The sequence below is a fragment of the Paenibacillus sp. FSL k6-2145 genome (assembly GCF_037976585.1).
Lineage (GTDB): Bacteria > Bacillota > Bacilli > Paenibacillales > Paenibacillaceae > Paenibacillus.
This window is the reverse complement of sequence record NZ_CP150267.1, coordinates 2,818,658-2,834,705: the sequence shown is the minus strand read 5'-3', so window position 1 is coordinate 2,834,705 and position 16,048 is coordinate 2,818,658. Positions and strand designations below refer to the sequence as shown.

The following is a 16,048-nucleotide window of genomic DNA, read 5'->3' as shown; positions in this document are numbered from 1 at the left end:
GGGTAACAGTGATTGGAAGGTTGTTCTGTCCTCGTAGTGGTAGGTTGTAACTTTATGATTTCAACTTATAAAACTAATCTGAAAAGGCGGGATCAGCATGCTGGAATTACAAGAAATCGGAACCGAACGTTCACTTCATCTGTACCGCACCTTGGCCCAGACATTCAAGAGCGTGAATGAACACGCTGTATCCGGAAGCAAAGTGCATGGCTTCAACCCCACCGCATACGGGGTGCTCGAAGTGTTATATATGAAAGGAGCACAGCCGATTCAACAGGTGGGCGCACAACTTCTGCTGCAAAGTGGAAATGTGACCTATGTGATTGATAAGCTGGAGCAAAAAGGATTGTTGCACCGCAAACATTGTCCGCAAGACAGACGTATTATCTTTGTGGAACTGACGGAAGAAGGCCAGCGCACCATGGATGACATCTATCCAGGCTATGCGTTGAAGATTGATCGGGCGGTAAGTGGACTAAGTGAGGAAGACAAGGAATTGCTGTCCGAACTTTTGGGAAGGCTTGCACATTCTGCAGACCGTTTATCAGCGAACAGCTAGACCATTCATTGCATGTGTGCCATCAACAAAAATAACCGGATTTGCCTGACATCGGCGAATCCGGTTTTTCGTATACATCCACTTTTTACTTCGAGCCTTGAGGTTGCTGTGGAGCATCTGCATCTTCGGGTACAATTAAACGTTTGCGTAGAGCAAGCGTCGTTACCCACGAGACCAGTGCAATGACAAACATAATGACAAACAGGGAATGCAAGCTTCCTTCCAGCACGTTACGCAGCAGCGCCCATTTATCATCCGATAGCGCTGCATCCGTATGTGGTGCGAGCAGTTCGTTCAGATCACTCTCCGATATTCCGGCCTCAGCCAGATTCTGCTCACTCGATAACGTGGAGATCCGATAATTCAACCATGTACCAAAAGCCGCTGCACCAATCGTCTGGCCCAATGTACGCATGAACGTATGCAGTGCCGTAGAGGAACCACGTTCCTTATACCCTACGGAAGACTGCGAAATAATCGTAAAGATTGTAAACGCAAATCCGAAGCCGAGACCATAAATAAAGGTCAATATGAATAGCACAGCCTGCGGGGATGTCCCGCCCACCAGAAAGAGTCCACCCGATCCGATCGCAATTCCCGTTAATCCAATCAATGCGGTCAACCGTGATCCAATTTTCATCAACAGGCGGCCTGCCAACACACTACCAATGAGCCAACCTACCGACATCGGCGCGAGCAGCAACCCGGATTCCGTAGCATTACCTCCCCGAACACCCTGCACCCAAAGCGGCAAATAACTGGTCAGGCCGATCATCAAAGTACTGGTCAACAGTCCGGCGATATTCGCCACACGGATGTCCCGAATTCGGAACAGATGTAGTGGAACCATTGGGGCCTGAGCTCTTTTTTCCACCACGAAAAATAAAATAATAAACAGAGCGGCGACCACACTCAGTCCTACAATCAACGGAGAACTCCAGGCATAATACTGCCCACCCGCTGACAGGACGAACAACAACGCGGTAATACCCACCGTGAAGGTCAGTGCACCGACATAGTCAATTTTGGCTGTACGCGGAGAGATATCTTCCTTCAAATAACGAAATACAAACCACATCGCGAGCAGACCAAACGGCACATTAAAACCAAAGATCCACTGCCAGCCCAGATTATCTACAAAATAACCGCCAAGCAGCGGTCCCGCGAGAGAGGAAATGCCCCATACGGAGCTAATCCAGCCCTGGATTTTGCCACGTTCTTCAATGGCGTAGATGTCCCCGATAATCGTAAATGTAACAGGAACTACCGCACCCGCACCAATCCCCTGAATAGCACGGAAAATAATCAATTGTTCCATATTCTGCGACAGACAGCACAAGAGTGAACCCAGTAAAAATAAGGCACAGCCAATCAGAAATACAGGCTTTCGTCCATACAAGTCACTGATTTTACCGAAAATGGGCGTACTCACAGCCATCGTCAACAGGTATGCGGTGAAAATCCAGCTCAGCAGCTGTACACTCCCCAGCTCACTGACAATGGTCGGCCCTGCTGGACCAATTACGGTGCCTTCAATCGCTGACAGAAATGTCGCGAGCAACAGCCCGGTTAAGATGAAACTGCGCTTCAAACCTCCAGTTGCATTCACACAAACCCTTCTCTCTTTGTTCTCTATATAATTGGTACGTTAAATTACACATCTACTACGAACCAGAACAAGCTTCCGATCGCTGTTATCCCCAGATTTTTTCTTCTCCTCTCTAAAGGAGAAATCCGGTGATAGCGTATGCTTCCGATGTAGCTTTCTTTCAGAAAGCTTTAAAGGCGACCGCTTCGCTTCTCCAGCTTTGTTCTGTTTCTCCGTTTACCTGTAAATTAAAAAACAATTATATATTTTTTCTTTTATTTACTTTTCTTACGAAGAAACTCATCATACAGCATCGAATACATCACCATATCCTTGTATCCGGTGGACGTATGCTGCACCTGTCGCAGCAACCCTTCTCGTGTGAAGCCGCGGTTAGTCAGGAACTCGCCGGAAGCCAGATTGCGTGGGTCAACCAGCGCTTCAATTCGATTAAGACCCATGGTCTCATACCCAAAAGGCAGCAATGCCGAGAAAGCCTCCGTCATATAACCGTGGCGCCAATAATCACGTCCCAGCTCATAACCGATCTCACCCCGGAATGCGCCTTCAAGCTGCCATGTATTGAAGCCACAGCTGCCGATGAGTTTACCTGTTTCTTTGAGTTCGATCCCCCAGCGGATCGCATCCTCTTCCCCTGCCATTTGGTTGAGCAGTGCGATCATGTCCGCCGCTTCGCTTGTCCCAATCATGGGTGCAAGATTCATGTAACGGGTCACCTCGCGATCTGACCAGCATGCGAACATCTGGGCCGCATCCCGGCGACGCATTTTACGCAGACGAAGCCGCACAGTCTCCATTTCGGGAATTCTTCCTTTGCATTTATACATATAAAGACACTCCGATCCGATCTATCTCCGCAGACCATAATATTCAATAGTCATCTAATCATAACCTGCGCCGAATGGCAACTATTCAGTCATGCACACATGTCAAAAAACCGGGCCAATTTCGCTCCCGGTCTTGTTGTACGTATGGATCCATTCAAGTTTGAGTGAATTACGGAATCATGGCTTGTCCAAATGAATTTTAAGCTTTGGACGTTTTCTTGCCCTTCCCCAGTAATTCATCGCTAACCCGGCCAAACACAGCCGTGATTTCCTTGAATTCTTCGATGCCAGTCCCGGTTAGGCTCCATTGGTCCCCGTGGGCAGTCAGGAAGTTCTCCTGTGTCAGGTGTTCAAGCTCCTGCTTGATCTCCCGCTCTCCAACGCGATATCCCCGTTCTTCCAATAGGGGCAGTGCCTCGCTAACGTTCAAATCCTGATTTTGCGCGAAATATAGTAGATGAATCCGTACAAAAAGATTCTGTACCTCTGCATGCATAAGCCAAGCTCCTTCCCGGGTTGTAGCCCTCCGTGGTTGCTAAGTAATTACCCCACGTAAGAAGCTGAGAAACAGGAGGATTCTTCTGGTATTCCCTTCCCTTTCCGAAATCCTCCGCTTGACTAACCGCATCCTCTGCACTATCTTGAAAATAAGTACCATTTTGCTCGGGAGGGTGATTTACCATGTTTCAAGCTGTTTCCTATGAAGGAACACGAAGTGAGCAGCACACCGCCGTCCTGGGACAGTTAAGTGCTCTGATCCGCGATGAACCTAGTGCGATTGCCAATCTGGCGAACGCTGCTGCGCTGCTCAATGTATTTATGACCGACACCAATTGGGTCGGCTTCTATCTGTATGATGGAAAAGAACTGGTCCTCGGGCCATTCCAAGGACTGCCTGCCTGTATCCGAATTCCATTGGGACGTGGTGTATGCGGCACATCTGCTGCGGAAAAACGTACCTTGGTCGTTGATGATGTTCATGCCTTCCCAGGCCACATTGCCTGTGATGCAGCATCAAACAGTGAGATTGTCGTACCTATTATCAAAAACGGCGAACTGTACGGGGTGCTGGATATCGACAGCCCGATCAAAAACCGTTTTGACGACGAAGACCGCGTCTTCCTGGAGAAAGCCGTAAGCCTGCTCACAGAGCAGTTGGAGGCAACCATCCCCCTCTAGGAAATGATGAATAAGGTGATCGGAGTCTCATCACACACGATGATGAAGAACCCGTAATAACAAAGAGCGCAGTCCTCTCAAAGGTCTGCGCTCTTTGTTATCCATTATGATTTACACCCATGTTCTTGCTCGCCCATGTTACTTTATGCATCTAGGATAAATCATGTTCCGCTTTAATCATCATCCCATCCCGCAGGAATTCAGCCAGCCTCGGGTGGTAACCATCGTACATCTGACGGAAATTTTTATGCTCTACATACAGATTGGCCAAATCCCGATAGATCTCAGCGGTGGGTGTATAATAACCTTTGATCCATTCAAGATGCCTGCCAATAATCCGTTGTACTTTCGCACTACCGGGTTCCAATCCATCCTCAATGGCCTGTTGTAAGTCGAGATGGACCTGATCAATTTTCGCCTGGGAATCCAGATAGTCTTCTTTTGACTTCAACTCCTGATTTTCAGGCAATGTGGATGAATTGGAAGATTGGATGTCGGACCTCTGAACACCCTCTGTCTGCACATGGTTCATATCTTTATTGATTACAGGGTCAAAACCCGATTCATTCAGCAACTGGTGACGCCCCTTATTTACAAAACCGTTATACAGTTCATGTTCATCAAGTTCCTGTTCACCTTGCAAATGAGAGATCGTTTTGTCCAGTGTCTGAATCAATCCATGCAGACGGAGTGCCTTCTCCAGAATATCAATGCGATGCTGCTTCATGATGCGTATGACATCCTGAGGATTATCCCGGAGCATCGGGGCAATCTCATTCTCCTTCATACCTACTTCCTTACAGAAAAGAATTTGCTGGAGTCTCAGCAATTCCTGCTTTTCATAATAGATGTCCTCATCTACATCCCCAAAGGCCGGATTCAGAAGACCTGTCTCTGCATACTGGCTCAGTTCGTTCAGACTTACGCCTGACATTCCCGATACGTCAACCATGGAATACGCCATTTGAATACACCTCCTGCCTGTCCTGCAACTCCAGAGTTCAGGCTTAATTCATACTGCATTTTATTTGAATAATGAGAGAATATAAGACTTTCGGCAGTGCTGTACCGCTTCATTCCGCTCGTTCTCTGGATGGGTACATCAATGCTTCGGTAATATGAGGGCGTTTGGTCAGTTATGTTGCGGTATGTTAACTATGTTATACCCGTCTCATCAGATGTGAACCCGCAGTCAGCGAAGAATCCATATGTATTTTTGAAACTTTTTCCATGATCTTCATATAAAAAAACCTGTGCCATTATTCTGGCACAGGAGTGTGTGGTTATGTTTTCATTGGCATACGGTATATTGAGTAAAAGAATGGAAGAGAATCACCCTTTGTTAAACATAACAAACTTCAATTCCGTCATTTCCTCTACAGCATATTTTACACCTTCACGCCCAATCCCACTTTGTTTCACCCCACCATAGGGCATGTGATCCACTCGGAACGTCGGAATATCATTAATCATAACTCCACCTGCTTCGATCTGATCGACAGCACGGAGGGCGGTATGAATATCATTTGTAAATACGCCTGCCTGAAGCCCGTATATCGAGTCGTTAACATGTTCAATACCCTCTTCAACGGAATCTACCGTATTGATCACAACGATGGGTGCAAACACTTCCTGACAGGATACCTTGGCATCACGCGGAACGTTAATCAGTACCGTTGGACGCAGAACGCCTCCTTCAGCTTGACCGCCTGCTGCCACTTCAGCCCCTGCCTGTTTAGCTTCTTCAATCCAGTCGAGTGTACGCTGTACATCCTTGGAGGTAATCAACGCAGAGACCACCGTATCCGGGCTCAGCGGGTCTCCGACCACCACTTGTTTGGCCACTTCAGCAAAACGCCGGATGAATTCTTCCGAGATGTCACGATGTACGTAGATTCGCTGTAGTGAGATACATACCTGTCCCTGATACGTGAAAGCACCAGTCACACATCGAGGAACCACTTTGTCCAGGTCTGCGTCCTTATCCACAATCACCGCTGCATTCGACCCAAGCTCCAGTGTCACGCGTTTGAGTCCTGCTTTGCTACGAATGCTCGTGCCTACCGCTGGACTGCCTGTAAACGTAATGTGAGCAACATGGGGGTGCTCCACAAGCACATCACCAATGGTTTTGCCATCACCGCTCACCACATTCAGTGCACCATCCGGCAGTCCGGCTTCCTGCAGCAAATTAGCGATGTAATAGGAAGACAGCGGCGTCTGCTCCGCAGGTTTGAGTACGATCGTATTGCCTGCTGCGAGCGCTGGACCTACCTTGTGAGCTACCAGGTTCATTGGAAAATTAAACGGTGTAATCGCACCGATGACACCTAGAGGTTGCCGCATCGTATAGCCGATACGCCCTTCTCCACCTTTGGCTGCATCCATCGGAACCGTCTCTCCGGTCAGTCGCTTGGCTTCTTCAGCGGCAAAACGATACGTTTCCACCGTCCGGTCAACCTCGGCCAGTGCTGCCGTAATTGGCTTCGCCGCTTCAAGCGCTATGATTCGCGCTGCTTCTTCTTTGCGTTCTTCAAGCATGGAGGACAACTTGTACAGAATATCTGCACGCTGATGTGCAGGCATCTGGCGCATTGCCTTCCCGGCTTGAACCGCAGCTACAACAGCAGCCTCCGCTTCCTCGGCTGAAGCCGAAGAGACTTCTGCCAGCGTTTCCCCGGAGTATGGTGCTTGAAGTTCTTTATAATCTACGGATTCGGTCAGTTTGCCACCGATAAACAGATGTTGTTTTTTCATATGCTGCATCCTCCATCCTTTTAGAACCTATCGAACTAAAGAATGTTACACTGCCACTTCGATGACAGAACAACAACCATACAATCGCTGTCTCATGTAAAAGTTCAGTTCAATTTATATAATCTATTTATACACTATTTCCGTGCCATCAACCCACTACGGTATTTGGCAATCATAGCTTGTAACGTACCTGATGAGCCATTGTGGCGATCTTGAGCTATTGCATTATAAAGGATTTCACAACCTATTTAACCGTCAGGACGGGGCAATCTGCATGTTTTAACACACCATGGCTGACACTGCCCACGATCATCTCTGCGAGCATGCCTTTTCCACCTGTTCCCATCACGATCATTCGACAATCTCGTTCTCGCGCTACACGGCAGATCTCATTAACGGGATCACCCGCAATCAGCAGTGTCTCATATGCTACGTCTCGTCCGGACAACTGTCTGGTCACCGGTTCTATAATATGCTGCCCTTCTTCGGCAATCCGAGCTTCCAGATCAACACCCAATGCAGGTTCATTAATGGAGATGGCAGGATTAACATGCACAATCAACAGACTTGCAGGTTGTTTCATATCTTCAGCCAGGATCAGAGCTTGTTCCAAAGCCTTATGCGCATGTTCCGAACCATCAACAGCAACCAATATATGTTTCAGCATTGCAATCCCTCCTGTGAATTAATGAGATGTAATAGCGGAATCGATATCCCGCAGATGATGACGGCGTACCAGCAGTACCACGACACCAATCAGAACCATTAATGCGCCAAAATAAAACGGCGTTTCCGGCAGGAACCACTCGGACAATTTACCTGCAAGCCACGGAGCAAGTGCACCACCCAGGAAACGAACGAAGCTGTATGCAGCAGAAGCAACAGAACGCTCCACAGGTGCAGCTTCCATAACAGCCGTTGTAATCAACGTGTTGTTAATTCCAAGGAAAATCCCGGCTACAATGACTGCAACAATAACGGTAGTTGGTGAACCCATCACCGTACCTACTGCCATAACAACCAGATCAATCGCGAACAATGTAAGCATGACACTCATTGACGGAACCGATCCGAATCGGCGTTGTAATCTTGGTGCAACAAATACCGACGTAATCGCCAGCATCAAGCCCCAGCCAAAGAATACGTAACCCAGGCCGTGCTCATCCAGATTCATGACATATGGTGAATAAGCCATCAAGGTAAAGAAACCAAAGTTATACAGGAAGGCGGTAATCGCCAATGTTTTCAATGAAGGATAACTTAATGCTTTGAATGGATCGGACAAAGAACTTCGTGTTTTCGGTTTAGCCATTTTGGGCAGCATAAATGTAATGCTTATAAAGGCAATCGCCATCAGAACAGCCACCCCATAGAACGGGCCGCGCCAAGAGATGGAACCCAGCTCACCACCAAGCAGCGGACCAACCGCAATCCCGAGACCAAGCGCTGCTTCGTACAAAATAATTGCCTTGGCTGTCCCCGACGTGGACAGTCCAACAATGGCAGATAACGCCGTTGCGATGAACAAGGCATTACCCAGTCCCCAACCGCCACGGTAACCAACCAGTGCACCTACGGTGTCTGAGGTACCGCCGAGGAACGAGAAGATAATAATCAGCAATATACCGCTGAGCAACGTCCACTTCACACCAATCCGGCTGGATACGACACCTGTAATCAGCATCGCTACCCCGGTTACAGCGTTATAACTGGTAAATAGCAGCGACACCTGGCTTTTCGAAGCATGCAGCTGATCTGCAATCGCGGGCAGGATCGGGTCAACCAGCCCCAGACCCATAAAGGATATGATACATGCAAAGGCAACCGCCCATACCGCTCGCGGTTGGGATAACAAGCCCCCACGTGATGACGGCAATTCGTCCGGTAATGATGGCTCTCTTTTCATACGTAATTCCTCCTGTGAATAATTTATGTGATGAAACTTTTATTTGAAAATGACTATGAAAATAATGAAAACATTCTATACATTTTCAGAATTAGAGGTAACAAAACGGCACAAATGACACCGAAACATCCAGTGTTTGTACAGGATCGCCACAGGTACTATGGTGCTCACTCCATGTAGCGATTATGTGTATACAGTTTTGTTTATTAAATATTAGATGCTAATTGGGTTAGCCGTCTTCATCACCCTGCGGATCATGTGCCTGTAACTTCTGAATACCGCTCCGAACGCGTTCACGCAGCTCTTCCAGTTCAGTCTGTACGGCATGTATGCTCTGAAGTTTCTGCTCAATCAGTTGCAGCTGACCATCCAGCGTTGTTTCCATCGTGGTGAGCTTCTCGATCCGTTCTCTCACTTCAATCGTCTGTTGGTAGTCAAAACGTTGTTCGTTCAAGGCATCTGCTGTTGCCACATAGGTATGTAGCTCCTGAAGGGAGAATCCAAGTACCTCTTTGGCGCGAACCACCTTTTTCAGATAATCGATATCCTCCCGAGTGTACAACCGCGTACCGCCATCTGTCCGCTGAGGTGAAGGCATGACACCAATCTCTTCATAATACCGAATGGTTCGCTTGGTCAAACCACATTCCTTGGCTACGTCGTCGATTTTATATAAACTCATTTCCCTCACCTCTTCCATATGTCTGTAATGTTATGTACATAATTATATATAATTTTAACGTTAACGTCAACGTTAGATTTCAAACATAAAGCCTTAGCGAGTTCAACATCGCCTTCCATTCTCTATCTTCAACAAAAAAAGACCCGCTTCACACGCGAGTCTTCCTCTGTAAACTATTCATTCACTTTACCTTAAACGTTCTGCTCATTCTGTTGCTGTTGCTGTTGCTGTTGCTGTTGCTGTTGCTGTTGAGCACGTTGCATTTGCTTCAACCGGCCTTCAACTCTGGTAAATAGTCTGATCGTATAAAATCCTGTAGCAACCAGACTCAGCACCAAAGCTCGTACATCTGTAAGCCAGAAACCGATAATGCCAAATATCGTGATAATTACACCAAATTGCATCATCAGATTGGCACTATAACTTTGCGCTTCGTCCCACAACTCGGGATTACTCATTGCACGCGGGGTCCGATATCCATATATTCCGTTAATCATTTTCGGTGGTTTTTTGAACACCATTAACCCCAGAATGAAATAACACACTCCGATAATTATCCCTACTACTGCTCCTGTCAAAACGTTCTCCCCTTCACTGTTGTCTTCCATAGACCTGCTTACACTGACACTCCGGTGACAGAATAACCTGCTGATGCAGCTTCGCTTCTTCAGGTTATTTCTATCCTCTCCGTTCTCGTATAAATGTCTAGTTAGACTTTTCTACATAAAAATATAAAAACGGCTCTACGTATATACGAAGAGCCGCCTGGATCGTTTCGTAAACTTAGATATTCTTCACTCGGAGTACACGCATGGCGTTCAGAACAGCCAGCACCGTGACACCGACATCCGAGAATACCGCTTCCCACATGGTAGCTATGCCGAACACACCCAGTAGCAGGAAGATCGCTTTAACCCCCAGAGCAAACGCGATATTTTGCCATACAATCATTCGTGTACGCTTAGCAATGCGGATTGCACTCGCTAGTTTCGAAGGTTCATCTGTCATGATGACCACATCTGCCGCTTCAATGGCAGCATCTGAACCGAGTCCACCCATCGCCACGCCCACATCGGCGCGCGCTAGGACAGGTGTATCGTTGATGCCATCACCGACAAACACCATTTTTTCCTTCGGAGATTTGGCAGCTTCCAGTTGCTCCAGTCGTTCGACTTTATCCTGTGGCAACAATTCAGCATAGACCTCATCCACACCCAGTTCACGTCCTACTGCTTCACCTACGGCTTTGGCATCACCTGTCAGCATGACCGTTTTGCGAATGCCAAGCTTCTTCAGTGCCTGAATAGCAGCGGCTGCATCATCCTTCACTTCATCAGCAATAATTAGATGACCAACATACGTGCCAGCTTCAGCCACGTGGACTATCGTTCCTGACGTCCCTGGTGTGCTATACGATATACCCGCCTGCTCCATTAATTTGACGTTGCCTGCCAGCACTTCCCGACCATCCACACTCACCTTGATCCCATGTCCGGCAACTTCATCATAACCTTCCACACCTTGCGTGGGAATGGCCTTGGCCCAAGCTGCGCGAATGGATTCGGCAATCGGATGATTGGAATTCGCTTCAGCAATGGCTGCCAGCTTCATCAGTTCATCTTCCGTACGTCCACCTTCGGGACGAATGGCTGTTACTTTGAATACACCTTTGGTTAGTGTGCCCGTTTTATCAAAAACAACAACTTTCACATCGTTCAACGCTTCAAGGTAGTTACTGCCTTTGACAAGAATCCCGTTACGTGAAGCCGCTCCGATACCACCAAAGAATCCAAGTGGAATAGAGACCACCAACGCACAAGGGCAAGAGATAACCAGGAAGACCAATGCACGATAGATCCAGTCAGCAAATGTTGCACCACTAAGTATCAACGGTGGAACAAATGCAATCACGGCTGCAAGGATAACAACAACCGGTGTGTAATAACGAGCAAATTTACTGATAAAATGTTCTGTTTTCGCTTTCCGGCTGCTCGCGTTCTGTACCAGGTCCAAAATTTTGGATACCGTTGATTCACCAAACGTTTTGGTCACTTCAATCGTCAACATACCATTTTTGTTCACAAATCCACTCAGTACGTCACTTCCGGACTCCAGCTCACGAGGTACGGATTCACCTGTCAGAGCAGAAGTGTCCACCATGGAACGCCCAGCTCTAACGATACCATCCAGCGGTACTCGCTCTCCTGCTTTCACGACAATACGATCACCAATCCGTACGTCTTCCGGAGATACACGACGGGTCTCGTCACCCGAACCTGTCAGGATATTCGCGTAGTCCGGGCGAATGTCCATCAGTGACTGAATCGACTTGCGTGACCGATTAACCGCCATGCCCTGAAACAGCTCCCCGAGCTGATAAAAGAGCATGACGGCTACCCCTTCCGGATACTCTCCAATAGCAAAGGCACCCAAGGTAGCGACGGACATCAGGAAGTATTCATCGAACACCTGACCGCGGATGATGTTTTTGGACGCCTGGAGCACGATGTCTCCCCCGGCAATCAGATAAGCGAGCGCATATAGAGTAAACTGTGCCCAGCCCTCCAGCGGCGACCAGATTGCAGTTGCGAGCAACACAGAACCTGCAGCAAGACGAGCAAGCAACACTTTTGTCTGTCCTGCACCATGTTCATGCGAGTGGCCTGCATGGGCATCATCATGGGTATGGCTGTGATCATGTCCAGCATGACTTCCGTGCTCATGCACATGACCATGTGCGTGGCCCTGCGAATGTCCATGATCATGAGTATGCGAGTGTTTGCCATGTGAATGTGAATGGTCATGACTGTGGTTATTTGCACTACCTGCACTCCCTGTATGGGTGTGCACATGACCGTTCACCTGTTTTCCTTTTTCCGAAATGCGAATATGCGGCTCCAGCCGAAGCACTTTGCGCTTTGCTTCTTCCACTACCTGTTCATCCATATCAGAAGTGGTGTGCAGCGATAATGTTTTGGTAACAAAATTGACAGAGCATTCGTTAATGCCCTTAATTTTTTTGACCCCATTCTCGATCTTCAATGCGCAGTTCGCACAATCCAGTCCATCAAGCAGCAGTTCCCTTTTCACCTGTTCCTGTCCGGTTCCCATGTGAATTCTCCCCTTTGCAGTACAAAAACGATGTTATATTTCAATTGCATTCAATATATGAGCACTCATTCATATGTTTGGTTACCCCTATTATATGCACGCCTAAACATGAGTGTCAACAATCGTTGTTGATTTTTCATACAGATTATGCTAATAGTAATCATTTCGCTTTAGGCGGGTTTTGGATATAATAGAGCTATAGTTAAACTTTTGCATAAATCAGAACCAGTGAATTCCAATCAACAATGTACTTACACATGGTTAAATCGAATTATGCAAAATGTTGAGTTAACATAGGCGGTGATAGGAAATGGAACAACCGGTTAAAGCACCAAGCGAATGTGATGCAGCCTGCTCAGGTACTGAAGCCGACGTGCAGACGATTCGCACTTCACTCATAGATCGGGAGACGTCTTCCGAGATGGCAGATTGGTTCAAGGCATTCAGCGACCCCACACGTCTACGTATTATTGATGCACTGTTACAGAAGGAATTATGTGTTCATGACCTGACGGTTCTGCTCGACATGGGGCAGTCGGCCATTTCACATCAGCTGCGTTCTCTCCGCAACATGCGGATCGTCAAGCGGCGCAAGGAAGGCAAGACGGTGTACTACTCTCTGGATGATACTCATATTGAGCAGATTTTCCTGCAAACGCTCCAACATATTAAACACAGCTAGGCAGCAGCCAAGCTTGTTCATGCAGAAGAACCCCCGCCTCTCGGCTATTTGCCGATGGACGGGGGTTCTTCTTGGTAAGGGTACCGTTTTGTACAAAAAATAAAAAGTGACTAAATCTTCTGATTAACTATCCATTGGAACTTGCCACTTTGGTTATAAAAGATTGTTCTTGTTTGGATCGTACAGGCCGGATCTGTCCTTGAACCAGTTGAAGATATGCGATACACATACTTTCAGCACCGCGTATCCTGGAACAGCGAGCAGAATGCCCACGACTCCAAACAGATTACCCGAAGTCAAAATGACAAAGATAATCGTGATGGGATGAATCTTCAGCGTTTTGCCCATGATCTGTGGTGAGATGAATTTACCTTCGATTAACTGTACGATCGTCCATACGGCGACCATCTTCAGCAGCATCACCGGCGAAGTGACAAGTGCCACGATTAATGCTGGTGTAATCGCAATTGCAGGTCCCAGATACGGAACAACACTTGTGAACGATGCAATAATTGCAAGAATCAATGCATAATCCAGACCAATGACCATATAACCGATGTAGAGCAGAATACCGATGCAGAAGCTGACGATAATCTGTCCACGAATGAATGAACTGATCTGGTGATTGATGTCTTCCAGTACATGCATTGCACCCGTACGACTCTTGATTGGCAGGAAAGACAGAATCTTCGCTGGTAGCTTTTTGCCGTCTTTCAGCAGATAGAACAGAATGAACGGAACCGTTACGATGGACAGCACGGTCTCCGTGAAAGCTCCGAGGAATCCGCCCAATTTGGTCCAGGTCGAGTTCAGAATTTCAGTAGCCTTTTGGGAGATTGTTCCCCACCAGTCCTGCGAATTCAGATTCACCGTTTCCTGGAACTGACCGAACAATTTACTGCCCGTAAGCTCCTCAAACTGCTGTTTTACCGTCTCACTGTACGTTGGGAAATTTTCAATCAGCCCCACAATCTGGTTACGCACAACTGGAATGACCGCCAATACTACGACTGTCAGAATGCCTCCAATCGCAAGATACAGGATCAGAATGGACCAGCCACGCTTGATTTTCCACCTTTCCATCACATCCACAATCGGATTCAGCAGATAATAGAGTATTCCTGACAGAATAATAGGAAGTACAATGGTTTTGATGAGTACTGCTAGCGGATGAAGAACAAAGGATACTTTGGTCAGAACCATCACGTTCAGTCCCACCAACAGCAGAATTAGCAGAAATAGCACAAACTTGTTGTTAAGAAAAAATCGCTTGAACCGCTCCGGCCAAACGCGGGGTTGCTCAGGTTGCTCCATAGGCGTGTCGTCCTCTCTTATGACCCTTAATCAAAACTTAACTATTAAGCTAGATAAATGCCCTACACACGAATAAAAAAGTACCTTGTACAAGCCAACATATGTATAACACTCTGGATTTATACGTATGGTGCTGATTAACCGTTTCAAATTAAACCGGTAAAGTCATTTTACCCCAAAATGAGTCTTCTGCCCCACACGAAACATTTGCAAATTCTCCCTATTCAAAAACGGCTCGCCTCACTGGGAGACGAACCGTAAATTTATATCTATACCCTACCATTAAGCCAGCTTTTACGCTAAAAAATGAAGATTAAGCTTTTCCCGCCAATTGTGCGATTAACTCATAGGAATGCAGACGTGCCTTATGATCATAGATCATCGACGTAATAATCAGCTCATCTGCCTGCGTCTGCCGAATGAAGGATTCCAACTGTCCACGTACGGTTTCTGGCGAACCATTAACAGCTGCCTTCAGCGTCTGCTCAACACCAGCTTTCTCACGATCCGTCCATTTGCCTTCCATCTCTGCCGGAGGCTGTACCAATCCCGTTGTGCCGCGAATAATGTTCAGGAACTGCTGTTGCATCGTTGTACCCAGCCATGCTGCTTCCTCGTCTGTATCCGCAACAACAGCGTTAACACCAACAATCACATGTGGCTCCTTCAAGCTATCAGATGGTTGGAAATTGTTTCGATACGTCTCCAGTGCAATACGGGTGTAATCGGGCGAGAAGTGGCTGGCAAAAGCAAACGGCAATCCCAGCTGACCTGCCAGACGTGCACTGAAATCACTGGACCCCAAGAGATAAATTGGAATATTCAATCCTTCTCCAGGAACTGCGCGAACAGGTGCATGATAAGATGTCGCCGAAGCATCAAAGTATGCTCTAAGTTCTGCCAAAAGCTCAGGGAAATCTTCCCCACTGTTCAGATCTTTGCGTAGTGCAAGCGATGTACGGCGGTCACTCCCTGGTGCGCGACCCAGTCCCAGGTCAATTCTGCCAGGATACAAGGATTCCAGTGTGCCGAACTGCTCAGCGATGACAAGCGGTGCATGGTTAGGCAACATGATGCCTCCTGAACCCAGACGAATCGTTTTGGTTCCACCAGCCAGATATCCAATAACGACCGAAGTTGCGGAAGAAGCAATACCCGGCATGTTGTGATGTTCAGCTACCCAGTAACGGTGATATCCCCAACGCTCAGCATGCTGTGCCAGATCCAGGCTGTTGCGCAAAGCATCAGCAGGTGTTGCGCCCACTACAACAGGAGCCAAATCCAGGATGGAAAGCTTAACGTCATTAATATGTTCTTTATGGGATGAAGCTGTATTTTCTGTAGTCATTATCGTTTAATCTCCTCGATGATTATATTTTTGTATATCCAGATATATAGATTAATTAAATCACAACTGGATAT

At 47.3% G+C, this 16,048-nt stretch carries 15 protein-coding genes; 3 read left to right on the top strand and 12 right to left on the bottom strand.

The genetic code is table 11. The annotated features are described in order from the left end of the window. Positions 1 to 97: 97 nt before the first annotated feature. On the top strand, positions 98 to 559 hold the full coding sequence (locus tag NZ043_RS12650; RefSeq protein ID WP_076216696.1) for a MarR family transcriptional regulator: 462 nt from the start codon (positions 98 to 100) through the stop codon (positions 557 to 559). Positions 560 to 644: 85 nt separating this feature from the next. Here NZ043_RS12650 and NZ043_RS12645 read toward each other — a convergent pair whose 3' ends face one another. From NZ043_RS12645 to NZ043_RS12635, 3 genes are all read right to left on the bottom strand, one after another. Beyond that, the gene (locus NZ043_RS12645; RefSeq protein ID WP_339312737.1) at positions 645 to 2,150 is read right to left on the bottom strand and encodes an MDR family MFS transporter; all 1,506 of its coding nucleotides are present in this window, start codon (positions 2,148 to 2,150) and stop codon (positions 645 to 647) included. Positions 2,151 to 2,422: 272 nt separating this feature from the next. Beyond that, complete coding sequence (locus tag NZ043_RS12640; RefSeq protein ID WP_339312038.1) at positions 2,423 to 2,995, bottom strand: GNAT family protein; 573 nt, start codon at positions 2,993 to 2,995, stop codon at positions 2,423 to 2,425. A gap of 199 nt (positions 2,996 to 3,194) precedes the next feature. Then, on the bottom strand, positions 3,195 to 3,491 hold the full coding sequence (locus NZ043_RS12635; RefSeq protein ID WP_036614170.1) for a hypothetical protein: 297 nt from the start codon (positions 3,489 to 3,491) through the stop codon (positions 3,195 to 3,197). A 185-nt stretch (positions 3,492 to 3,676) separates the two neighbouring features. Between NZ043_RS12635 and NZ043_RS12630 the strand changes: the two genes are divergently transcribed. Continuing rightward, positions 3,677 to 4,174: a GAF domain-containing protein gene (locus NZ043_RS12630; RefSeq protein ID WP_036614172.1), complete on the top strand. Its 498-nt coding sequence runs from the start codon at positions 3,677 to 3,679 to the stop codon at positions 4,172 to 4,174. A 151-nt stretch (positions 4,175 to 4,325) separates the two neighbouring features. Here NZ043_RS12630 and NZ043_RS12625 read toward each other — a convergent pair whose 3' ends face one another. The 7 genes from NZ043_RS12625 to NZ043_RS12595 all read right to left on the bottom strand — a co-directional run bounded on the left by NZ043_RS12625 (position 4,326) and on the right by NZ043_RS12595 (position 12,630). Beyond that, entirely contained in the window at positions 4,326 to 5,138 is an 813-nt protein-coding gene (locus tag NZ043_RS12625) for a TipAS antibiotic-recognition domain-containing protein (protein WP_133387554.1), read from the bottom strand. Positions 5,139 to 5,506: 368 nt separating this feature from the next. Continuing rightward, positions 5,507 to 6,931 (bottom strand): aldehyde dehydrogenase family protein, encoded by a 1,425-nt coding sequence (locus tag NZ043_RS12620; protein ID WP_339312035.1) that lies wholly within the window; start codon positions 6,929 to 6,931, stop codon positions 5,507 to 5,509. Between the two features lie 244 nt (positions 6,932 to 7,175). Further along, on the bottom strand, positions 7,176 to 7,598 hold the full coding sequence (locus NZ043_RS12615; protein ID WP_339312033.1) for a universal stress protein: 423 nt from the start codon (positions 7,596 to 7,598) through the stop codon (positions 7,176 to 7,178). A gap of 18 nt (positions 7,599 to 7,616) precedes the next feature. Beyond that, a complete protein-coding gene (locus NZ043_RS12610) occupies positions 7,617 to 8,837 on the bottom strand; it encodes an MFS transporter (protein WP_062837652.1) in 1,221 nt (406 codons plus the stop codon). A gap of 229 nt (positions 8,838 to 9,066) precedes the next feature. Further along, positions 9,067 to 9,519 carry a MerR family transcriptional regulator gene (locus NZ043_RS12605; RefSeq protein ID WP_339312031.1) on the bottom strand — a complete coding sequence of 151 codons (453 nt, stop codon included), beginning with the start codon at positions 9,517 to 9,519 and terminating at the stop codon, positions 9,067 to 9,069. 191 nt (positions 9,520 to 9,710) lie between these two features. After that, positions 9,711 to 10,097 carry an SdpI family protein gene (locus NZ043_RS12600; protein ID WP_339312029.1) on the bottom strand — a complete coding sequence of 129 codons (387 nt, stop codon included), beginning with the start codon at positions 10,095 to 10,097 and terminating at the stop codon, positions 9,711 to 9,713. Between the two features lie 205 nt (positions 10,098 to 10,302). After that, positions 10,303 to 12,630, bottom strand: a complete 2,328-nt coding sequence (locus NZ043_RS12595) for a heavy metal translocating P-type ATPase (RefSeq protein WP_339312028.1) — start codon at positions 12,628 to 12,630, stop codon at positions 10,303 to 10,305. Between the two features lie 310 nt (positions 12,631 to 12,940). Between NZ043_RS12595 and NZ043_RS12590 the strand changes: the two genes are divergently transcribed. Next, positions 12,941 to 13,312 carry a metalloregulator ArsR/SmtB family transcription factor gene (locus NZ043_RS12590; protein ID WP_100526808.1) on the top strand — a complete coding sequence of 124 codons (372 nt, stop codon included), beginning with the start codon at positions 12,941 to 12,943 and terminating at the stop codon, positions 13,310 to 13,312. A 153-nt stretch (positions 13,313 to 13,465) separates the two neighbouring features. Here NZ043_RS12590 and NZ043_RS12585 read toward each other — a convergent pair whose 3' ends face one another. After that, positions 13,466 to 14,626: an AI-2E family transporter gene (locus NZ043_RS12585; protein WP_036614215.1), complete on the bottom strand. Its 1,161-nt coding sequence runs from the start codon at positions 14,624 to 14,626 to the stop codon at positions 13,466 to 13,468. 313 nt (positions 14,627 to 14,939) lie between these two features. Beyond that, entirely contained in the window at positions 14,940 to 15,974 is a 1,035-nt protein-coding gene (locus NZ043_RS12580; protein ID WP_051449565.1) for an LLM class flavin-dependent oxidoreductase, read from the bottom strand. Positions 15,975 to 16,048 lie beyond the last annotated feature (74 nt).